The organism is Binatus sp. (SeqCode), assembly GCF_049584895.1.
In the GTDB taxonomy this organism is placed as follows: Bacteria; Desulfobacterota; Binatia; order Binatales; family Binataceae; genus Binatus.
On sequence record NZ_JBAUYR010000102.1, the window covers coordinates 36,232 to 58,989 of the forward strand.

General features: G+C 59.6%; 18 protein-coding genes. All 18 read left to right on the plus strand.

The annotated features are described in order from the left end of the window. Positions 1-543 precede the first annotated feature (543 nt). The gene (locus WB650_RS17920; RefSeq protein WP_422304353.1) at positions 544-2,064 is read left to right on the plus strand and encodes an O-antigen ligase family protein; all 1,521 of its coding nucleotides are present in this window, start codon (positions 544-546) and stop codon (positions 2,062-2,064) included. Further along, positions 2,054-3,448: a right-handed parallel beta-helix repeat-containing protein gene (locus tag WB650_RS17925; protein ID WP_422304352.1), complete on the plus strand. Its 1,395-nt coding sequence runs from the start codon at positions 2,054-2,056 to the stop codon at positions 3,446-3,448. Before WB650_RS17920 ends, WB650_RS17925 begins: the two co-directional genes overlap by 11 nt. Positions 3,449-4,031: 583 nt before the next feature. Then, positions 4,032-5,489, plus strand: coding sequence for an Ig-like domain-containing protein (locus WB650_RS17930; RefSeq protein ID WP_423961436.1), 1,458 nt, complete (start codon positions 4,032-4,034; stop codon positions 5,487-5,489). 406 nt (positions 5,490-5,895) lie between these two features. Then, on the plus strand, positions 5,896-6,633 hold the full coding sequence (locus WB650_RS17935; RefSeq protein WP_422300738.1) for a polysaccharide biosynthesis/export family protein: 738 nt from the start codon (positions 5,896-5,898) through the stop codon (positions 6,631-6,633). Between the two features lie 33 nt (positions 6,634-6,666). After that, positions 6,667-8,184: a GumC family protein gene (locus WB650_RS17940; RefSeq protein ID WP_422300737.1), complete on the plus strand. Its 1,518-nt coding sequence runs from the start codon at positions 6,667-6,669 to the stop codon at positions 8,182-8,184. 5 nt (positions 8,185-8,189) lie between these two features. Beyond that, positions 8,190-9,554 (plus strand): AAA family ATPase, encoded by a 1,365-nt coding sequence (locus WB650_RS17945; protein ID WP_423961439.1) that lies wholly within the window; start codon positions 8,190-8,192, stop codon positions 9,552-9,554. Then, complete coding sequence (locus WB650_RS17950) at positions 9,551-10,366, plus strand: hypothetical protein (protein WP_422300735.1); 816 nt, start codon at positions 9,551-9,553, stop codon at positions 10,364-10,366. The genes WB650_RS17945 and WB650_RS17950 overlap by 4 nt, the downstream gene beginning before the upstream one ends. Beyond that, positions 10,359-11,579, plus strand: a complete 1,221-nt coding sequence (locus tag WB650_RS17955) for a Gfo/Idh/MocA family protein (protein WP_423961441.1) — start codon at positions 10,359-10,361, stop codon at positions 11,577-11,579. Before WB650_RS17950 ends, WB650_RS17955 begins: the two co-directional genes overlap by 8 nt. Next, positions 11,576-12,103, plus strand: coding sequence for an acyltransferase (locus WB650_RS17960; protein ID WP_422307450.1), 528 nt, complete (start codon positions 11,576-11,578; stop codon positions 12,101-12,103). The genes WB650_RS17955 and WB650_RS17960 overlap by 4 nt, the downstream gene beginning before the upstream one ends. Continuing rightward, positions 12,100-13,305 (plus strand): DegT/DnrJ/EryC1/StrS family aminotransferase, encoded by a 1,206-nt coding sequence (locus WB650_RS17965; protein WP_422307452.1) that lies wholly within the window; start codon positions 12,100-12,102, stop codon positions 13,303-13,305. Before WB650_RS17960 ends, WB650_RS17965 begins: the two co-directional genes overlap by 4 nt. Positions 13,306-13,345: 40 nt before the next feature. Beyond that, positions 13,346-14,749, plus strand: coding sequence for a sugar transferase (locus WB650_RS17970; RefSeq protein ID WP_422307454.1), 1,404 nt, complete (start codon positions 13,346-13,348; stop codon positions 14,747-14,749). Further along, positions 14,746-16,266 (plus strand): lipopolysaccharide biosynthesis protein, encoded by a 1,521-nt coding sequence (locus WB650_RS17975; RefSeq protein ID WP_422307456.1) that lies wholly within the window; start codon positions 14,746-14,748, stop codon positions 16,264-16,266. The genes WB650_RS17970 and WB650_RS17975 overlap by 4 nt, the downstream gene beginning before the upstream one ends. Next, positions 16,263-17,321, plus strand: a complete 1,059-nt coding sequence (locus WB650_RS17980; protein ID WP_422307458.1) for a GNAT family N-acetyltransferase — start codon at positions 16,263-16,265, stop codon at positions 17,319-17,321. Before WB650_RS17975 ends, WB650_RS17980 begins: the two co-directional genes overlap by 4 nt. Further along, positions 17,318-18,169: a glycosyltransferase gene (locus WB650_RS17985; RefSeq protein WP_422307460.1), complete on the plus strand. Its 852-nt coding sequence runs from the start codon at positions 17,318-17,320 to the stop codon at positions 18,167-18,169. The genes WB650_RS17980 and WB650_RS17985 overlap by 4 nt, the downstream gene beginning before the upstream one ends. Next, positions 18,160-19,377: a hypothetical protein gene (locus WB650_RS17990; RefSeq protein WP_422307462.1), complete on the plus strand. Its 1,218-nt coding sequence runs from the start codon at positions 18,160-18,162 to the stop codon at positions 19,375-19,377. The genes WB650_RS17985 and WB650_RS17990 overlap by 10 nt, the downstream gene beginning before the upstream one ends. Positions 19,378-19,387: 10 nt before the next feature. Further along, positions 19,388-20,548 carry a glycosyltransferase family 4 protein gene (locus tag WB650_RS17995; RefSeq protein WP_423961445.1) on the plus strand — a complete coding sequence of 387 codons (1,161 nt, stop codon included), beginning with the start codon at positions 19,388-19,390 and terminating at the stop codon, positions 20,546-20,548. A gap of 53 nt (positions 20,549-20,601) precedes the next feature. Beyond that, the gene (locus WB650_RS18000) at positions 20,602-21,426 is read left to right on the plus strand and encodes a hypothetical protein (RefSeq protein WP_423961446.1); all 825 of its coding nucleotides are present in this window, start codon (positions 20,602-20,604) and stop codon (positions 21,424-21,426) included. Positions 21,427-21,436: 10 nt separating this feature from the next. Next, positions 21,437-22,756 carry a hypothetical protein gene (locus WB650_RS18005; RefSeq protein ID WP_422307692.1) on the plus strand — a complete coding sequence of 440 codons (1,320 nt, stop codon included), beginning with the start codon at positions 21,437-21,439 and terminating at the stop codon, positions 22,754-22,756. The last annotated feature ends 2 nt before the right edge of the window (positions 22,757-22,758 follow it).

Here is a 22,758-nt window from a genome sequence, read left to right on the forward strand (position 1 = left end):
GCAACGTTATCCCAATAGACAGAAACGGTATCAGCGCTAGCGAAGGCAGCGGAACCCAGTACTAGGAACACAGTTATAGCTACTCGACGAACGAACATCTGCCCGCCCCTGACTGGTTCTGGAGTGCCACTGCCGACCTCAACAGGTGGCACAGTGATGGTGGAAAGGCTCCGGGCGGGCGCGGGATCTGGCCTATCGTCGTGGTGGGGAGCTTTCGGTCAGCCGCAGCCCACCGGAGCCAAAAGTCCGAATTAAAAGTTGATCGTCGGCAATCCTCTTGCATTCAGACATGCAGATTGCGTGCCGCTTCATGATCAAGTTGAAACGATGAGCAATTGGAGCGTCTAGGTACGAATATAGATTGTTTCTTAAGCTCTGACGCGTCCGAGTCATAGGATGCTTGATCCACCTTCCCCGGTATTTGTGAAAAAATTTCTACTCGAACTACTGGAGGCGGTGCCCGAAGTATGCATTCGTCAATGAGAAGAACGAAGTCATCGGATCAGGTGCACTGGCATCCTCGTTGCTTTTTGAGCACGAGCTATGCAGCAAAAATTACAAACCTCTCCTCGAGAGCGCACGGTCGAAGTGCAATGGTCCAAACTTCTCACTGAGGATGGCGATCGGCGCGCGCAGAATTTCCTGCTGTCGATTCCGCATATCGAATTTGTGATTGCTGGTGCGGTGGGTCTGTTGATCCTCGGTTTGCTGACGCACCCAACCGGCGGCGGGATAGTTGCCCTCGCGATTCTCGCAGCGGTGATTCTGCCCTGGAGCATTTACTGCACGAGCCGCCATGTCAGTTGGCTGCTCTTCGTCCTGGTGCTGATCGAGGCGGTGGCCGCGAGCGCCTTCGCTGCGGGTTCGGACGAAAAGTTGGGCGCCTTGGTCCGCTATCCCATGAGCTTTCTGTTCATCCTGCCGTTTATCTTGTCGTTGTGGAGGTCGGGAATTCTGCGGCAGGGCGGATTTCGTGATTACGGAATCTATTTGATTTGGGCGCTATTCAGCGTGTCCTATTCGATCCTTCCCGCCGTTTCGATCGCACGAGCTTTCGCCGCGATTCTCCCATTCCTGGCATTCTGCGCGATAGCCGCGGAAGTCAGGAGCGGAGAAGATGCGCGCCGAATGATGGGAGTTCTGTTCGCCGGCTGCGGAATTGTGGTCGCGGCCAACTACCTCGAAATGTTGATTCAGCCGGGCATGGCCTGGCAGATCGACACTGAAGAGGGGATGCTGCGGTTCGTCGGATTTCTCACCGAGCCCAATGAAATCGGCAACTTGATGCTCGCGACTATCGGCGCGGGAGTGGGCTATTGGCCGATTGCGAGTAAAGGGAAAAAGGTTCTGACCGCGGCGGTAATGATCGGCGCGCTGGTGCAGGCTGTGATGGCGGACTCCCGATCGCCAATCGTCGGGCTTGCCATTGGTACTGCGGTTTACCTCGTTTGGAAATATCGAGCCAAGGGCCTGATCGGCATAGCCGTTCTGTGTGCGTTCTATTACGTTGCCGCGCACACGCTTCCGGGCATGCACGACTATGTCGATCGCGGCGACGTCGCGAGCTTCACCGGTCGGCAGGTCGCCTGGGATTTTGCAGTCAGCAAGGTCAAGGAGCGTCCGCTGGTAGGCTATGGCTACGAGGTCGAGGGACAGATTCTCAGCAGTCAATACTTTCCGGGTTGGGACGCCGTATGGAGCCTCGGATATCAGTCGTCATTGCACGACGGCTATGTTTCCCGCGCGGTGAGTCTCGGAATACCGGCACTTCTTTTGTGGTTGTTTATCACGTTGCGGCCGGCGATCAGTTGCTTCTTACGTGATGGCGATCCGTGGAAGTTGAGGTCGATGGTACCGCTGACGATTCTGCCAGTCTTGATCCTGGATTTCACTGAATCGGTTGTGGATTTCCGCTCATTCTCGGGCCTTATGCTGGGTCTCGCGTGGGCGATGCTCGAGCGCGAGAGACTCTTGGCGCGCGAGCAAGCCGCCCAGCGCGCGAAAGTCGTCGACGAATTGAAGACACCAGTCGTCCGAGCGCTGCAGGGGGTGCATGCCTCGTGAGGTCAAAATCAAGGCTGCGATTTGGCTGAGCGTAACGCTTCTCGTTTTCGCGATGCTCGCGTATGTGATTAACACGCTGGCCAAATCGCCGAGCGAATCACCGAACGCTTACTACGTCGATTCCAGCACCGGCGACGATTCCAGTTCGGGCCACAGTCCTTCCAGTGCGTGGCGTACGATCGGAAAAGTTAATTCGATATCGCTGACTCCGGGAGACACTGTCTATTTTCGTCGCGGCGAAGTCTGGCGCGAGACGCTCGAACCGCGCAACGGCGGTGCCCCAGCGCATCCCGTCACTTTTACCGCCTATGGCAGCGGTCCGGCGCCGATCATCAGCGGCAGCGATATCGTCACCGGCTGGACCTCGAGCGGCGCGTCGATTTTTCGTGCTCGATCTTCCAAGCCCAACAACGTTTACGTCGATGGCGGCCCCGGCTGGGGACTGACGCGCGCATGCTGTCTTCCGGGCGAGTCGTGCACGCGGTCAGATTTGTGCGCAATAGGACCAATGACCGCAGGCAGCTGGTACTGGAATCCGGCGACGTCGGATTTGTACGTGTGGCTGCAGGACGGCTCCAATCCCGCACACCATGTCGTGGAAGCTGCGGTGCGAATCTATGGAATGAACGCGACTGCCGACGAGGGCGAGAAGGGCAACATCGTCGTCGACGGTCTCGCGTTCGAACGCACCGGAGGATACGGCATCTACTTCTACTCGAATGCCGAAGGCGGCAAAGGGCCGGTTGGAGTAGTCATTCGCAACAATACTGTGAGGCAGACCGGGACTGGACAGGTTGATGGGGGCGAGTACTACAACGCGATCCACTTCGATGAGCATCTCGAACTGAATACGGCGCCCAAGTTCATCGGCAATGCTATCGCGTACAGCGGTGGACACGGTAACGCAATCAATTCGCAGAAGGCCGACGGCGCTCAGATCATCGGCAACCACGCAGAGCACTTCAATCACAATGGCTTCGATACCAAGCGATCGGCGTCCGTGCTGGTTCGCGGCAATACCGCGCACGATGCGTCCGAAGCCAATGGCATTTACCAGGAATACTGCGTCAACGGGATCATCGAGAACAACGTGATCTTCAACATCAGCGGCTCAGTGCCGGGACGCGGCTCCGGGATCCAAATCGATGTCGGCACGTCAGGTGCGACGATAACTGGCAACTCGATCTCCAATGTACTGACGGGCATCTACCTGATCACACAGGCGACTGTGAAGGACAATGTTGTGAGTCATGCTGGTCACGCAGTGCTCGAGGCGAACGCCGGCGGCACCTTCGAGCATAACCAATGGGGCGACTCACCGATCTTTTATGTGAATGGTCGGCGCGAGGCTCTGGCGGAGGGTGGAGAACTTCCGCCGCGGTAGAATACTACTTCTTTGTTAGTCAGTCCGATTAGAAGTGACTACTCAATAGAGTACTAACTGCGTTTGCGCTCAGCTACGCCTGCGATATAAAGTTTTGGCCAGTTTGATTGTAAAACATACAAAATTGTAAATAGTACATAGCGTGGAAAATATACAAAAAAAGATTCAGTCTGCGTTCTGTAAAAGTTGAACCAATAGTATCCGCCTGCTATTCTTCCCCGCGCGACGAGTCGTGGCGTCGCAGACATAGGTTTGGCTCAAGGCACGCAGGTTCCGTCGTCTTCTTTCAGCACCGCCATCTTCAGCCGGCGCGGCTTGGGCAGCTTGTAAATTCAAACGCGAGGGGAGTTTCAGACTCAAAGGCTGTGAGTCCAGGTCCACGGGGAGAGACCTGTCCAGATAGGGTTTCATTTTCAGACCTGCCAAGGGCATCACGCCACTGAAATAGCCCGCGCCTAGCCGCGGAAGCGCGTCGGCGTTAGTCCGGCGACCGGTGCTGTGTACTCCTCCACCGAGATCGCCGAAGCCGGCCCGATGCTGCCCGCGAGACAGAATTGCGCACGCCTGGGGAGGGCGATGTTTCATGCGCGTATTCAAAGACGGCTATGGTTTCGTCGGCCTAATCGTAATCCTTCTTTTCGGCTTCCTAACGCTCGGTTTGGGCGCCCCCACCGAAGCGGCAGCCTATGAGGTGAAGATCGCTGCGCCTCTCAGCGACAGCGTTGTAAACGGCACGGTGGCGATCTCTCTCAAGATGAAGTCTTCGACTTCATTCGCCAACGTATATGTAGATGGTGTGTATCTCGCGTCGACACCAAACGCGATTTCATGGCAGACGACCGATGTGGCCAATGGCATGCACACTATTTCCGCGAAAGCCTACGACTCATCCAACCAGGTGATCGGAACTTCGTCGAGGTCGGTTCACGTAAAAAACAAAGCAACTCCGACGCCGACCTCTACCTCGACCCCCACGCCCGCGGGCGGAGTGAGTATTACGTCGCCCAAGTCCGGCGCGACCGTTTCCGGCACCGTATCGATCGCGGTGCAGTACGTCGCCCCGGTCAGTTGGCTTAACTTCTACATTGATGGGACGTGGGTAGCATCTTCGCCGCCTTACACCTACGCCTGGAATACGACCGGTGTCGCAAACGGTCAGCATGCAATCGCCGTCAACGGATACAACAGCAGCAATGCGTTGGTCGCGACCACCGCGATGAACGTCAACATCCAGAATGGCTCGGGCCCGACGCCAACTCCAGCGCCCACAGGCAGTGCGACGCCGAAGCCGACCGCGAGTCCTTCGTCTAGCGCTACTCCGGGCTACTACTCACTGTTACCGAGTGGTTCCGCTCTGCCTTCCGATAGTCAGTGCGCAGCCGGAGTTGCGGGCGATACGTTTGAGCCGGTACCGGGAAATGCTGTCCCGAATAACACTATGATGACCGCTTCCGATCTCAGCACTTACTCTTCTGAGGCTTCCGGTGGCGAAGGCGGTTCGCCGGGGAGTTACCTGACGCGCGCCGATGGCAAATTTACCGGTACTACCGACGCGATTCTCAAGTGGGCGTCATGCAAGTGGGGCTTTGACGAAAACGTGACGCGCGCCACTGCGGTCAACGAGACTCATTGGATTCAGCCGCACATTGGAGACGTCGGTAACGGGACCAGCCTGGGAATCCTGCAAATCAAGTCGTCCGACTATCCGTCCACCTGCGAGTCGGTCGCGTCTAGCCAGAATACTAACGATGTTACCAAATCGGATTGTTATTCGTATCTCAGTACTGCCTTTGCCGCTGACTATAAGTTGGCTCAGCAAAGAGCATGTTTCGAAGGGCAGGTGAGCTATCTGACGAGCGATACACCAAGCTCCGGATATCCGACGTATCCCAACGGCACATCTGATCAAATGATGTGGGGATGTGTAGGATGGTGGTATTCGGGACATTGGTACGATTCAGGTGCTTTGAGCTACATATCGCAAGTCCAAGGATATTTATCGGCACAGACGTGGCTGCAGCCGGGAGGAGTAGGTAACTAGCACTCGATAGCAAATCGCCCATAGATGTGGACGGGCCCACACCTGGAATTGAAATTACTACAATCCAGTGTGGGCTCGTCCGTTTTTCGAACATTTCACGTGCGCATTTCGTCCCGAAAGAATAAGCCTTGCTTTCTTCGATTTTTTTGATGCCAAGGCAGCAGTCCGCCATAGGGTTGTAATCCTTTCACAGTACGCGCCCCTTCTTACCTAAGTAGCCCGAATTAGCATCGTTTCAGTCGTCGCAGGCTATGGCACGCGAGTTGCCATTGCTATGTCGAACGCGGCGAACACGCGCGCGAAGCGAGCAGGGTGGGTAGATCGAGAGCCGATCTTAAAAATCATGAGGATGCATTTTGCCATGAGGGCGGATAACGCAACCAGGGATCGGATTTCTAAATGTGCAATGAGGATCGCATGCGCGATCACGATTGCGGCCCTCCTCGGTGGATGCTCTGCGGGCAGCAAGAATCAGGGCGACACTGGCGATAACCAGGAATTCGCGTCAAAGCCGATGTCGCCCGAGGCCTGTGCGGCCAACGCCAGTATCCAGGAAAGTGCGACGCAGCCCTCCGACTATCGGATCCAGCCCGGTGATTCTTTGGCGCTCGACTTCTATATGAACTCCGAATTCAACGACACGACCACTGTCGATCCCAACGGAAAAATCACTCTGCGCATGGTCGGTCCCATCCAGGCCGCTGGCCTGACGCCGGATCAACTGGCCTCGTCAATCGACAAGGCCTATCAGAACGAGCTTCGAAATCCCGGCGCGGTGGTTCACCTCAATAGCCTTCCTAGCAGGCAGATCTATGTAGAGGGTGAAGTCACCAAGCCCGGCGCCTTTCCCCTGCAACCCGGAATGACCGTCGTGCAGGCGCTCGCGCTGGCTGGCGGGGTGACCGACAACTCGGATCCGGAGAGCTCGATCCTGATTCGCCGCGACGCGTGTGGACAGTCGCAAGGAACCACCGTCGATCTGGCGGCTGCTACCAAGAAACCAGGCTCGGCCGAAGACGTGGCCTTGATGCCGCGTGACGTTGTGGTCGTACCGAAAAGCAGGATCGCGAACGCCGACCTGTGGGTGAAGCAACACATAAGGGACATCCTGCCGGTGGAACCCTATATCTCTCCGACTTTCTAGCTGGAGGAACCTGATCGGGAATCGAATAAGACTATGTTGCCGATTAACTACAAAGATTGGATCGACATCGCCTGGCGCAGGCGCCGCATCGCAACCATCGCAGGCCTGACGGTCTTTGGCGTAGTAGCTCTGGGGACCCTGCTGTGGCCCCCGCTATATTCATCAAATTGCCAGGTCCTCGTTCAAGACAACCGCGCGCAGTTGCTGGTGTCACCTGATCTTCAGGGCAACGCGCCTCCAAATTCCTCGGCGGTCAATAATCCGGTTCAGGAACAGGATCTCAATTCCGAGCGCGAATTGATTACCAGCTTGTACCTCGTCCGCCTTGCGCTCGAAGGTCTGCCGGTTCCACCCGCCTATGCGCACGGATCGGGAATGGCGGTGGCCGCCGTGAAAGCTGCTATCCGGCTGCCGCTCGAGGGCTACCACGTGCTGCACAGTATTCCGAAGCTGAGTCCGCGGGACGCGTGGGCGATCGACGTCGAGCGCAATCTCGACGCGACGGTTATCAAGCGCTCGAACATCATCACGGTCGAGTTCAGCTCGCACGACCGCAAGTGGACCAAAGACTTTCTGGACCGCTTGATGAGCCGTTACCTGGAATTTCACGCCAGCCTGTCGCATGACCCGCAGGCCGAGAAGTTCTACGAAGAGCAGACCAATCTTCTGAAGACTCGGCTGGAAGCGTCGGAAGGACAGCTTCGCGATTTTCAGCTCAAAACCGGGATCGGCAATCTCGACGAACAGAAACGCGCCCTCATCGCGCGCATTTCGGATCTACAAAGTACCGCTGCCAAAACCGACGCGGCGATTTCAGGAGACCAGCAGCAGGTAACCACCCTGCAGTCGCAACTGGGCAGCACGCCGGGCCGGATCGAGAAAGAAACCCATCAGGTGCAGAACCTCGCGCTGCAACAGTTAAAGCCGCAGGTCATGCAGTTGCGCGCGGAAAGGGCCGAGTTGCTGACTCGCTATCAGCCGGGTAGCGAGCGCATCAAACAGATCGACGCCAAGCTCGCATCCGAAGAGAAGATTCTCGACAACGAGAACCATCTCGAAGTTAACGAAGAATCGACAGATGTGAATCCGGTGTGGATCACGCTGCAAACCGACCTTAAGACGGCCAGCACCGCGGCGTCCTCGGGAAAGGCGACGCGCGACGAGCTCAACAAGCAGATCGACGCTGCCAATCAGCAGTTGGCGGGGCTCGTAACTAACGGCGTCCAGATGGATCGCCTGCAGCGGCAGGTGACCTCGGATTCCGATGCTTACCAGGCCTACGTTCGCAAGACCGAAGAAGCGCGCGCGTCCGAGGCGCTCAACAGCAACAAGATTCTAAACGTCAGCGTGGCGCAGCCGCCGATTGTCCCCCTGCAGCCGGTCTTTCCGAGCGTGCCGTTCAACCTGGCCGTCGGATTGATCCTCGCGATCCTGTTCGGAGCGGCGGCCGCTTATTGGGCGGAAGAAAGCGACTCGAAGATCTATTCGTCGGGCGTCGTGAACGATCTTACGGGGCTTCCGATCGTCGCAATTCTGAGCGAGCGGATGTAACGGCCATGTACTACCGGCACTTCGGACTCGATGGACCGCCGTTTCGATTCACTTCCTCCCAGACGGCAGTGTACCTCGGCGCGGCTCATCGCGAATGTCTCGCGGCGCTGCAGTGGGGCCTGCTCTATGATCAATGCGGATTCATGTTGCTGCTGGGCGAAACCGGCACCGGCAAGACCACGTTGGTGAACACGGTCCTCGCGCGGCGGCTGCCGAACCTTCATCTCGCATGCGTGCCTAATCCGCGGCTCAGCTTCCAGGAAGTCCTGCGCGTCGTGCTGCCCCAGCTCGGGGTAGTAACCGACGAGCGCGGCAAGCTCGAATTGATTCAAGCGCTCGAACGCGCGGTTGCAAATCGGCCGGAGGGTAGTCGCACCGCGATCATAATCGACGAAGCGCAGGACCTGACCGACGAAACCTTCGAGGATCTTCGCCTGCTGGCCAATACTGTCGGTGCGCGAGACCGCGAATTGCAAATCGTCCTGATGGGACATCCCGAACTGCTCGATCGTCTTTCCGCGCATCATCTGCGGCAACTGCGCGAACGGATCTCGACCAAGGTATCTCTGCCAGCGCTCAGCACCACGGAGAGCGTCGCCTACATCGATTACCGTCTGCAGGCGCAAAACGGATCCGCGCGAATCTTCGAACCCAACGCACTCAAGTATCTCATCAAGGCCGCCGCCGGAATTCCGAGGCGCCTCAATGTTCTATGTCACAACGCACTGCTGCTCGCGTACTCAAAAAACAAAAGCACGGTGACGTTGGAAGTGGCACGCGAAGTCGTCGGCGACTACCAGGGTATTTTCCCGCTTTCAAACGTTGAACCGCGGCCCGCCCTGCGCACCGTCGAACCGGCGACGAGAGAACCTGGGATTGGTGCGGAGCCAGTGATTCGACCGCGTCGTCCCATGGCACTTGCTGCCGCGGCGTGCGCGGCATTCGCCGTCCTGGGCTTCGGCAGTGTCTTTGTTGCAAGGACCAGCAACTTGTCGGGCGAGTTTGATCGTATGGCACATGGGATCGAAGCCTCGCCCGTCACTCCCGACGCTTCATCGCAGTCCACGGAAGACGTCAAGACCGTCGCGGCGACACTTGGCTATACCGCGTCAATCGCTGACGCATCTCCTGCCGCTCCGATGCCAGCCCTCAAGACCGAGCCTGCGCCAGCGCCGCGGCACACTACGATCCAGATTCGCCCTGGAGACACATTTCATGACCTGGCGGTCAAATACCTGGGTTCCAAGGACCGAACCCGCGAGCTCATAAACGCCAATCCGCAAATAAAAGATCCCGACAATCTCTACGTCGGCCAGACCATCTACTTGCCAGCGCACCAACCGACGAAACTGGCTGGAGAAGTTCAGTGAGCAAATACTACGACGCGATCAACCGAAACCTCGCAACCACTCGCGAACCGCTGCCGCCCGTCCGCCCGCGCGCGAAGCTGGTCTCGAAAACGCGCGACCTGATCGAGCAGCCTGCGCGCGAGATAAAGCCGAGGCCCAATGAGATCGCGTTCGAAAATACCCTGGTGCCCGAACCGCTGCCGTACGATCTGCCTGCGATGCTCGCGCGCCAGGACTCCATTCGTCAGTTGAGTGAGCGGATGGCGCCGACGGCGGCGGTGGACAAGTCCTGCCGGGTCGCAATCACGGGATGTCGTCCGTCCGACGGGGCGTCCTCGATCGCGGCCGCGCTGGCGCTGGATCTCAGCCAGCGACTCTCCATGCGCACGCTATTGGTCGATGCGAATCTCCAGAGTCCCACCCTGCACCGCGTCGTTTCGCCGGCGGAGAGGACGGTCGCACAGATTACGCTCGACGGTTCGCTGCAACTTCGCATGACGGGATGGTCGCGGTTGACGCTCGCAACTTGCTGTCTGAATGGCAACGACGATGAGCGCGAAGCCGCCATCGCGGAACTCGAAGCGGTGCTCAGTACATTTCCCGCCGCCGTGATCGATCTCGGCGTCGCGCGGCTCGACCCGCGCATGTTGCCGCTGATGCGGCCCGCCGATCCGATCCTGCTGGTGGTTCGCTACGGACAAACCGAACGCAAGGAGCTTGCTACTACCGCAGCCGCGTTGCGAGCTGCCGACAGAACAGTCGCAGGCGTGATTCTTAACGCGCGGCCGGAGAGGTCGCGAAATTCTTCCGCGGAGTACCCGCCCAATGAATGACTTCATCATGATTAATGAAAAAAATCCTCCGATGGAAAACGGCTACCACAACGGCGTCTCCAAAAACGGCTCGCCCAAGGCCGAGAGCGTCAACGGCGCGAATGCCACGGGCGCGAACCAACTCGAGCGTCCCATCGCGGTTGTGAATCCCCGTCCGGCCGCCACGGTCAAAGAGCAGCGCGCTCAACTGCGCGGAATCGGCGTCGTCGGTCTCGGGTACTGGGGCCCGAACTGGGTCCGCAATCTACATCAGAGTCAGGCGGCACGCCGAATCGTCGCTTGCGATCTCGATCAGAAGCGGCGACTGCACGTCAGCCAATTGTACTCGGACCTTGAAACCACCAGTCATTTCGAAGACCTGCTGAACGACGACGAAATCGAAGGCATCGTGGTCGCGACCCCGGTGGGCATGCACTACGGGATGGCAAAGCGCGCGCTCGAGGCAGGTAAGTCGGTGCTGGTCGAGAAGCCGATGGCCACTTCCAACGAAGACGCCAACGATCTGGTGAAAACCGCGCGCGAGAAAAATCTGATCCTCATGGTCGGCCACACTTTCGAATACAGCGCGCCGGTCTTGAAGATGCGCGACATCATCGCGTCGGGCGAGCTCGGCGACGTCTTCTACATCAGTTCCGTCCGCGCGAATCTCGGACTCTTTCAGCGCGACGTCAACGTGACGTGGGACCTCGCGACGCATGACATCTCGATCATCCTCAACCTGATGAATGGCCATGAGCCCGAAGCGGTGAGCTGTCAGGGCGAGAGCCACTACGGTTCCGGCGTCGAGGATGTCGCCATGCTCACCCTGCGATTCGAGCGCAACGTGATCGCGTTCATCCACGTGAGCTGGCTGGATCCCGACAAGATTCGCCGCACCACGGTGGTCGGATCGCGCAAGATGCTGGTCTACGACGACACTGCGCCGCAGGAAAAGATCCGCATCTACGACAAGGGCGTCACCGCGCAGAAGTATTACGACACTTTCGGCGAGTTCCAGTTCTCGTATCGCTACGGCGACATCCAGATTCCCCGCATCGAGGAAAAGGAGCCGCTGTTTTGCGAGTGCGAGCACTTCGTCAATTGCATCAAGAGCGGCCAGACGCCCAACACTGACGGCGTCAACGGCGCCCGCGTCGTGAGCGTGCTCGAGGCCGCCAACTATTCGCTGCGTCGCGGCGGCTTGATGGTGCCGCTCGGAGCTGCAGTACGATGAGCGCGGCAACTGAAAATCGTCAGGTTCCGCAATTCGCGTGCGTCGCCGACGACGTCCGCATGGGCCAACGCGTGCGGCTGGCCTCATACGTAAATCTCTACGGCTGCGAGATTGGCGACGACACGCGACTCGGGGCGTTCGTCGAAGTTCAACGCGACGCAAAAATCGGGCGTCGCTGCAAAATCTCGAGTCATTCGTTTGTGTGCTCCGGCGTCACCATCGAGGACGAGGTCTTCATCGGCCACGGCGTCATCTTCATCAACGATCGCTATCCGCGCGCGACCACCACTGACGGTGCGCCGCAAACCGAAGACGACTGGAAGATGGAACACACCGTCGTGAGAAAAGGCGCGTCGATCGGAAGCGGCGCAATCGTGATGTGCGGAGTCGAAATTGGAGCAGGCGCATTGGTCGGCGCCGGCGCGATGGTAGTTCGCGACGTGCCTGCGGGCTCAATCGTAGCCGGACATCCCGCGCGCCTGCGCGGACCGGCAGTCGAGTCGAAAGCGAGGGAGTCACAGTGAAAATCAAGTTTGTAGATTTGGCGGCGCAGAACCTGGAAATCAGCGAGCGCGTCGCATTTGAAATGGAGTCGGTTCATTCCGCCACCTCCTACGTTGGCGGCCATCAGGTCGAAAGCTTCGAGCGAGAATTCGCCGAATTCCTGAACGTGAAGCGCGTCATCGCCGTCGCCAACGGGACCGACGCACTGCGCATCGCTCTGCTGGCGCTCGGTGTCGGGCCGGGCGACGAAGTCGTTACCGTCCCGATGACCTTCATCGCTACCGCGGCTTCGATCGTGCAAACCGGCGCGCGCCCGAAATTCGTCGATATCGATCCCGCGACCGGCAACATGAGCATCCCCGCCCTGCGCAGCTTTCTGGAATCGCTGCCGCGCACCGAGCGCAGAGCGGTACGCGCGATCGTTCCAGTCCATCTCTATGGATTGCCGGCGCCGATCGTCGAGCTGAAAGAAATCGCCGCCGAGTTCAATCTCAAGCTGGTCGAGGATGCGTGCCAGGCTCATGGCGCTCGCATCCGCACCGGCAATCAAATGGTGATGGCCGGAACTGTCGGCGACGTTGGCTGCTTCAGCTTTTATCCCGGCAAAAATCTTGGCGCATGGGGCGATGGTGGCGCAGTCGCGACCAATGACGAGGAGCTGGCGCAACGCATATCGCTCCTCAGCAATCACGGCCGCCTGTCTCACTACGCGCACGAGATTTGCGGCTACAACTCGAGGCTCGATTCGATCCAGGCTGCGGTCCTGCGCGCGAAATTGGAGAAGCTCGACGAATGGAACGAGCGCCGCCGTGTAATCGCCGCTGCTTATCGCGAGTTGCTCTCGCCGTTGGACGCTCAGCCGATTCTCGAACCCGCGGACGTGCAGTCCTGCTATCACCTCTTCGTCATTCGGAGCGCGCGCCGCGATGCCATTCGCAATGCGCTCCTTCAAAAAGAAATCGAATGCGGAATTCACTACCCGGTCCCGCTTCATCTTCAGCCCGCGCTCGCTTATCTCGGTTACCGAGCCGGCGATTTCCCGGCCAGTGAGGCGTTGGCGGACACAACTCTGTCGCTGCCGATGCATCCGCATCTCGACGGACAGGAAATCCTGCGAACCGTCCAGACCGTGGCGAGTGTGCTGACGCAGGCGAACGAACCCCTTGCGGCGCAGCGTCGCAACGCTTCCCCAGCCGTAGGGAGCGCATCCTCCGACGCGTGAGCAGACAGCTATGTTCGCCAGCGAATGCAGAAAACAAAAAGTGCTCTTTGCGATAGCCGACATCGTCGCGCTCGCGCTCGCCTTCGGATTCGCATTGACGCTTCACGATCCGGATGGCGCGATCCTCGCGCATCTCGAAGATACCGATCCGCAAACTCTGGCCGAGTGCAGCGCTATCGCGGCTGCGCTTTGGGTCTGCGTCTTTCGCGCCTTCGACCTTTTCAGCATGCGGAACGGCAGTCGCAAGGAAGTGATCGCGATCGTCAAGGCATGCTCGGTCGCGGCCGGCCTGATGCTGCTCGCCACCTTCGCGTTTCACATTGATATTTCGCGCCTCGCCGTCGCTACCTTTTACGCCCTTAGTATCATCGCTGAATTGGGGATGCGCGGAACGCTGCGCCGCTTGATACAGCACTTCTATTCGAGCCCGCGCATTTCGATCCCGCTAGTGATCATCGGCTTCAATCCGACCGCTCATCTCCTTTGCGACAGCATTCGCGAAGAGCTGACCCAGTACGAATTTCTCGGCTTCCTCGACGCCGACGCGTTAGGAAGCGACTACCGCGGCTACCCGGTGCTCGGACGTCCGGAGCAGTTGTCCGACATCCGTCGCGTCCACCCTTGCCTCGAGGCCGCCGTCGCAATTCCCGACGCACCGCTCGCCGATCAGGCGCGCATGGTCGCCCTTTGCGAAGAATCGCGTCTGCGATGGTGGGTGGTGCCGTGGGTCTATCGTTCCGCTCCGACCGGACTTCGCGTCGACACTGTCGGCCTGATTCCAATGGTCGGGCGGCGCGGCTCGAACGTCGAAGGACTCAACTACCTGGTCAAACGAGTATTCGACGTCGTCTGCGCCTCGCTGATTTTGATTGTCGCGATGCCGATCATCGCGCTCGCCGCTCTCGCAATTTTCATTTTCGACGGCCGGCCGATTTTCTTCCGCCAGCAGCGAATCGGCGCGCAGGGCCGTCGCTTTGAAATGTTGAAACTGCGCACGATGAAAGCTGCCGCCGTCGACTCCGTCCATCGCCAATACGTGCAGCGCTGGATCTCTGGCGGTCGCAATGCGAACGCCGATACCAACGGCGGCACAGTCTTCAAGCTTGCCAAGGATTCGCGCGTCACCGGCGTCGGCAGGATTCTGCGCAAGTTCAGCCTCGACGAACTGCCCCAACTGTTCAACGTCGTTCGCGGCGACATGAGCCTCATCGGCCCGCGTCCCGCACTTCCCTACGAAGTCGAGCACTACCAGGACTGGCACCGCCGCCGCCTCGAAGGGATGCCGGGAATCACCGGCCTCTGGCAGGTCAGCGGCCGCAACCAGGTTTCCTTCGACGAGATGGTCAGGCTCGACGTGCAGTACCTCGAAGACTGGTCGCTGACCACCGACATCAGAATTTTATTCCGCACCATTCCGGTTCTCCTTCGGGGAGAAGGACTGTGAACGATCACGCGCCTGTGATCGGCGATGCTCCCGTGCACGCCGAGCGCAACCGCTGGTTGTGGAGCGCGTTCGCTCGCTCGGTTCGCGACAATATGGTCGCGGAGTTCGTCGTGCAGGCGCTGCGCATCGGCGGAATGGTGGTGCTCGCGCGCGCGCTTTCGCCGCACGATTTCGGCCTCTTCAAAATTCTCGTCGTGGTCTCGACCTTCGCGATGCTGGTTAACGAGGCCGGCATCCCCGACGCGCTCATTCAGCGCCGCGACCTAACCCCTGCGCATCACGCGACCGCGTGGTGGATGAGCATCGCGCTCGCGCTTTTTACGTCGGGCCTTCTCTACAGCGGCGCGCCCGCACTCGCGCATCTCATGAAGATGCCGGATCTGCGACAGGGCATGCGCCTGCTGTGCATTCCTTTTCTGCTCGAGGGCGCGGCCGTCACCGCCAACGCTCGATTGCGGCGCGACCTGCGCTTCACCGCGCTCGCTGCCGCCGACGTGTTCGCCGAGGTCGCGTTTCTTTGCGTTGCACTCGTACTTCTCTGGTATCGGATGCCGACCTGGGCCCTCGCCGGCGGCCTCGCGGCGCGTTTTGCAATTCACGCGGTCACGATCCTCTTTGCCGGTGGCCGAACTCCAGTCGGCCTTCCTACTTCCGCCGCCGCGCGCGACCTGGGCCACTTCGCGACCAAGGTTCTCGGCGGACGAACGGTCGACGCGCTCTCCTCGAACATCGACTTCGTGCTGATTGGCAGATTGCTCGGAAGTTCTGCGCTGGGCTTCTATTCGATGGCGTGGGATCTGCTGCGATTCGTCCCTGACCGCGTCTTTCGAATCGCGGGCCGCGTCACGCTTCCAACCTTTTGCCACTTGCAGGATCAGACCGATCAGCTCGCCAAAGCTTACCTGAATTTCTCCGGCTATCTTTCCCGAATCATTCTGCCGATCGTTATTTGCGCCACGATCGCGGCTCCCGAACTCATCAAAATCATATACGGCCCCAAATGGCTGCCGGCTGCGGTGCCGATGCAATTGCTCGCATGCGGATTGCTGCTCGTGGGTCTGCGACTCGCCATCGGATCCGTCTACTACGCAAAGAATCATCCTGAGTTCGACTTCTACGTTCATGCCACGCGCCTCGTCCTCGTCGTCGTAACTATTTTCGGCCTCGCGAAAACCGGCCTGGTCGGCGTCAGCATGGGCAGAAGCGCGGTCGAAGTCGTCATGAGCATCGCGGGCCAATGGCTCGTATGCATGCTGCTCGGCATCGGGCTCACCGATCTCGTCGTGGCGATTCTGCCCGGCGCCCGACTGGCGTTGATGTGCGCGATTGCCGTCATCGCAGGAAAAATAACGGCGAACGTGTGCGGCACCCAGGGAGTCGCAACTCTGCTGCTCATCGTGGGACCGCCCGCGATCGTTTATTGCTGGCGCGAATCGTCGACTGCGATGCGGATGTTCGGAGACACCTTCGGTCGCCGCGAAACCACGCCGATCGTCGTAGCGCAGGAGCTTCAATGAACCAGGTTGCAACTCTTCGCGTAATTTCGCGCGAGCCTGAGCTTAAGGTTGTTCCGCTCGAACAGGCGCGCGACCAATGGGACGCGCTGACCGGATCTCATCCGGAGGCGACGCTGTATCATCGCGGGCCGTGGATCGAAGTTTTGCGCCGCGCTTTCGGCGTCCGCCCGTCCGTCGCAATCATCGCCGATTCCGGCTCGACCAGGGCCGCCTGCCTGCTCGCCCCGGGCTGTAATCCAATTCGCCGCAGTCTCATCTCGTTGCCATTTTCGGATTTCTGTCCGCCGCTTGCCGCGAACGATTCGGCCCGCGAATCGCTGTTGTCGAAATTGGCGGTAATTCGAAATCGGCCACGGCTCGAGATTCGCGGCGCCGCTGGAATCTATCCGTGGAACGTTCTCTATCACTTCCAGCGCTGGACGCTCGACTTGTCGCGTCCGTTCAAGGTGATCGAAAAGGCTGCCGACCGCGAAGTGCGGCGCCATCTTCGTCGCGCGCGCGAGGCCGGCGTCACGGTCGAATGCTCGCGCGGCGCCGAAGCGATGGATTGTTTTTTCAATCTCCAGCTCGAGAGCCGGCGCCGTCTCGGAGTGCCGTCGCAGCCGCTCAAGTTTTTCCGGACAGTGCACGAGGTCTTCGCGCAACGCGATTCGATCGAGGTGTGGTTCGCGCTGCACCAGGGCAAGCGCATCGCCGCCGTGGTCGTCCTGCGCGACGGCAACGACCTGCATGCGAAATGGTCCGCGCGCGCGGCCGGCGGTCCCGACGGCTCCAGTCACTTGATCTTCATGTCGATTGCCGAGCAGCACGCTGAGCACGCCACATCACTCGATTTCGGTCGCACCGACGGCCGCAACCGCGGTCTGTCGCGCTTCAAGCGCGAGCTCGGCGCCACCGCGACTGATTTGCCGTACAGCTATTTTCCGCAAATGCCGAACGTGACCAGCGCTGAAAATTTGACGGGCGTGTGGCAGACCGCCTCCAGCGTCTGGCGAAAGCTGCCGCTGCCGGTCGCCCGAGTCCTCAACAACGTGACCTACAGGTACCTCGCATGACGCGGTATATCGCAATCACTCCGGCTCGCGACGAGGAAAAATTGCTGCCGGGACTCATCGCCTCGATGGCGGCGCAGAATTGCACTCCCGACCGCTGGATCATCATCGACGACGGTTCCGCTGATGCGACTGCCGGGATTCTGGACGAGGCCGCGCGCAAGTATTCGTGGATCGAACCTCATCATCTGCCGCGCAACCGTCCGCGCGCTCCCGGCGGCGAGTGTGTGATCACCCAGTTCCTGCCGCACGAAGCTTGCCAGGAGTACGACTACATTTTGCGGCTCGACGCCGACGTCAGTTTCGAGTCCGGCTTCATCGATCTCCTGCTCGAGGAATTCACGCGCGACTCCAAGCTCGGAATCGCCAGTCCAACCTTGTGGGAGCCCAAGGGCTCCGAATGGGTTGAGATTCGACAGCCTGAATACCACACCCGCGGTCCGGCCAAGATGTACTCGCTTGCATGTTTCAACGCGATTGGCGAACTCGATCCCGACGTTGGATGGGACACGCTGGACGAAGCGCGTGCGATGCTGCACGGCTTTCACACTCGCGGCTTTCGTCATATTACCGCCCGCCATCATCGGCCTCAAGGCGCCGAGTCGGGATGGAAGGCGCGGATGAGAGCAGGGCTTGCGGCATACAGAGTCGGTTATTCCCCGTTGTTTATGCTCGCGCGCGCGGCGCGTGAGACGTTCACACAATCACCGGCTGAGGGGGCGTTGTTGCTCGCCGGCTTCGTCAATGGATACCTGCGACGCGAACCGCGCTGCGCAGAGCCCGAACTTGTTAGTTTCATCCGACGGCATCAGCACCGCCGGCTGCTCTTTCAGGAGTCGCTATGGCGCTGACCGCTTCGATCGACGTCCTCGAATCCCCCGTTCAAGCTCCATCAGCTTTGGTCAGCTGCGGCAGCAACGACGCATTTTCTTTTTGGAAACTGCCGCAGGACTGCAAGGCTTCACTCGATCTAACCATCGCCGAGTCCAGGGTCCTTGCCGAGCACTATCTGCTCGAGGGCTACCTCGCACGCGAAGATCGCCAGCCGCCGTCCAGGATGCAGGCCTACTATCGGATCAAGAATCTGATTCCGGCTGCCGTCCGGCATCGGCTGAACTCCGCCGCGATCAAGATGCGCGCCAAGCGCGAATTTCCGCGATGGCCATGCGAAAGCGCGCTCATCGACTACTGGCGCGATTGGCTGCGGATGAGCCTGCACACACTCGAAAAGACGGACGCGTGGCACATCGGATTTTGGCCCGACGGAATGAAATCCTGCATCGTGCTGACCCACGACGTCGAAGGTCCGCTCGGAATGAGCCGGATGGAGCAGATGGCTGATCTCGAGGAACGCTACAATTTCCGTTCGTCGTGGAACCTGCCGCTGGCGCAATACCAAATCGATTGGAACCTGGTCGACCGCCTCCGCAACCGCGGCTTCGAATTCGGCGCCCATGGACTGTCACATGACGGCCGTTTGTTCCGCAGCGAGAATGACTTCAGCGAACTCGCTCCCATGCTCCAGGAGCGGGCGCGCACGCATAGCCTGAAAGGTTTCCGCGCACCCTCGACCCTCCGGCGCGCCGAATGGATTACCAGGCTCTCGTTCGATTTCGACTGCAGCTTCTCGGATTCCGATCCGTACGAACCTCAACCCGGTGGCACCTGCAGCTTGTTCCCCTTTTTTCTCGCGCACCTGGTCGAGTTGCCTTACACCATGCCGCAGGATCACACCCTGATCCATTTGCTGCATCGCAGCCCGATGCAGATTTGGGGAATGAAGGCGAAATGGATCGAGTCGCTCGGCGGAATGATACTCACTCTCGTTCATCCCGACTATTGCGGCTCCGGACACTACCTCGACGAATACGAAACTCTGCTCAAGCAGTTGAACGATTACCAATCGGCGTGGCGGGCGCTGCCTTCCGAAGTCTCCGCATGGTGGCGCTGCCGGGATCAAATGAAGCTGACAGTCCGCGGCGACTTTCCGTCGATCGAAGGGCCCGGGTCGGCACGTGCGGTCGCAAGGATGCTCTCCAGCGAACCGCTAGTCCGTTGAGGTGATTCCAGTGGCGCGCTTTTTGATAATTGCCTACACCACCTACATGCATGACGGCCGCGTCAAGCGGCATGCCGAAGCGTTGGCCGAGCGCGGCGACCACGTCGACGTAATTTGCCTCGCCACCGGCGAACCGCCGATCACCAACGGCGTCAACGTGATCGGTCTGCCGATGCCGCGCTATCGGGGTGAAAGCAAATTCGCCTATCTCAGAAGTTACATGCGATTCTTTTCGATGGCAGCGCAGCGCGCGGCCCGGATGTCGATGAAGCAGCGCTACGACGTCGTGATCGTATGCACGATGCCCGACGCTGTCATCGTCTGCGCGATCCTGCCGAAGTTCCTCGGCAGCAAGGTCGTGCTCGATGTGCACGACACGATGCCGGAGCTGTATCGCGATAAATTCGGCGGAGCGCGCGGTGCCGCCGGCGCAAAACTATTGATGCTCGAAGAGCGTGCCAGCTCGTGGTGGGCGGATCGCGTTCTCGCCGTGCACGATTTGCATCGCGACCGACTGCAACAAGCAGGCGTGCCTGCCGACAAGATCCACGTCGTCATGAACTCGCCGGATACCAGGATCTTCGATCTGCACAAAAATGGCGACGCGCCCCCGAATCAGTTCACCTTGATCTGTCACGGCACTGTGACGCAGCGCCTTGGCCTCGACATTGCCATCTCCGCGGTCGCGTCGCTGCGTTCCGAAATTCCGGAGCTGCGTCTCAAGGTGATTGGCGAAGGCGATCGCCTCGCGGAGTCTCGCGCGCTCGTCGATCGGCTGGGCCTCGGCGGCCGCGTCTCCTTCATGGATCTCGTCCCGGTCGAAAAGCTCCCCGCGCTGCTCGTCAAGTCGGACGTCGGCCTGGTTCCATATCGGCCCAGCAGCGCGACGCATCTAATGCTCCCGGTGAAGCTGCTTGACTACGCGACCCTAGGAATTCCGGTAATCGCCGCGCGTTTGCGGACGGTCGAATACTACTTCGGCGACGGCGCCGTCGAACTATTCGAACCTGGCAGCGTGAGCGACCTCGCGCGTGCGATCAAGCTGCTCTACAACAATCCGGATTTGCGCGAGCGGCTGGTCGAGCGCGCCGGTCGCGCGCTGGACGCCCTGAACTGGAAGAACCAGCGAAACGAATACTATCGGGCAATCGACTCGCTTCTTCACGCGTGATTGCCAAGTTGGAAAGTCCTGCAAAAAGCAAACGGCTGAAACAGGAGAGTGTGATGGATGTGAAAGAAGAAACGAACGACAAGCCGAAAGCGAGAACCCTGGTCGTCGGACTCGGCGAAGTGGGCGCCGCACTCGCGGCGATATTGGACCAAAAGGAGACCGTGCTGCGTCACGACCTCGACCGCGTGAAGATCGAAGAACCGATCGGGACGATGCATCTGTGCATCCCGTTTCAATCGCCCCATCAGTTCGAAACCGTCGCGCTCGGATACATCAACCGCTTTCAGCCTGCGCTGACGATTATCAACAGCACGGTGTTGCCCGGAACCACCCGCTCGATCGCAGAAAAGAGCGGCAGCGCGGTCGCTTACAGCCCGGTTCGGGGCAAGCACGTCAAGATGGAGCAGGACCTGGTTCACTACTATAAATTTGTTGCGGCTCCCGCTCGCGCCGACGCCACCAGCGCAGAGGCGCACTTCCAAGCAGCCGGCATCAAAACCCGGCGCATGACTGAGGTCGAGTCGCTCGAGCTCGCCAAGCTCGCCGAGACCACCTACTTCGGCGTCTGCATCGCGTTCGCGCAGGAAATGAACCGCTACGCCGAGCGTGTCGGCGGCGACTACTCCGAGGCAATCGATTTTTTCGAGGAAGTCGATTTCCTTCCGCGCCAGCGCTACTTCCCCGGCTTCATCGGCGGTCACTGCGTGATTCCCAACATCAAACTGCTGCTTCAAATCGCGCCCTCGCAGGCGCTCGAAGCAATATTGGATTCCAATGAACGACGCGCAAATGAACTCCAGTCTCGAGCCAGCGCCGCAGCCGAGGCAGTCTCCAAGTCACGCGAGTCTGTCCAGGCCAAAGTGCTGGCTGATCGGTAATAGTTCGGAGTTGCCGACCGCGGTCGCGCGGGTTGCGCGGCTTCGCGGTCTCACGGTCAAGATCGGGCTTCCGGATGAGGCCGCGATCCGGACGCCGTCCGCGGCGCGCAACCATCTGATCGCGATCAATTTCGATCTGTTGGCGCAGCTCGGTCCCGACCTGCGAGCGCGTTTGCGCGAATCCGCCGAGAGCGGGGCGACCATATACGTACGAGGAGCGCTTCAGCCGGGACGCCGATTCCCGCTGCTGCCCTTCTCGGATCAGCAGTTCGAATTTCTGAACAGGCCGGCCTACGGTTATCAATTCTCGACCCATCCGATTCTTCCCGCGGCGATCGCTGGAGAACGAATCATTACCCAGTTGAATATGCCGCTGGCGGCCGGCCTGGATGACGGCGTTCACCCAATCGTATCGAGCCTGCATCGATCGGGATCCGGGACGCCGTCGATCTTTTCGATCGAAGCTGGCGCCGGTCTCGCAATCTTCGATCTGAATCCTGACGATCAATACGATGGGCGCGAGCTGCTCTCCGAACTCGCCGCGCCGACCACAAGAGCCGCCAACATCGGCGCGCTGGCCGCGGTAGATTGGACGGCGGGACGCAACCCTGCGATTCCGGTGCCCATCAATCTTGTCATCGACGATCGCCCCATCAACTACGACTACTTCAACGCACGCTCGTTGCAGGCGTTCATGCAGCATCTCGACGATCAGTGCCCCGGCATCCACACCGATTTCGCCTGGACTCCCACTCACACTCATCCGCATCGCGAGTATCTCAACGTGCTCGCCCGGCACAACACGGGTTTCGTGTGGCACGGATTCCTGCGTCACGTTGACCATCGAACGATAGCCGATTACGAACCGCAGCTCGAGGCGGGACGCGCGCGTGTCGGCGAAATCACGCGCAAGTACGGAGTTCGATTCCAACCCGTGATGATTTTTCCTTACGAAAAAGACACACCGCGTGCCACCGAACTTCTGCGACGCGCCGGATTCGTCGCCAAGGTCGAGTCAATGGGCGGAAATCCGCCGCTGGATTACTACCGCCTGCGCGTCGTCGGTGAGGAGTCGTCCTGCGATGACGAGTTCAGTGTGATTTATCGCGACTCGATCGATTTGCTCAATCGCGATCGAATGCTGGCGCTGGCAACGCTTGGGATGCCCGTAATCGCGCTGGCGCATCCCCGCGATCTCTCTTTGCGCCGGTTTCAGCGCGGCGATCGCAGCTCGATGTCCTACTTCGATTCCGTGCTGACATTCGCCGCGGAAAAGTCGCTGCGACCGAGCTCTCTCGAGCAGATCGCGGCGGAAGTGCCGACCGCCTGACA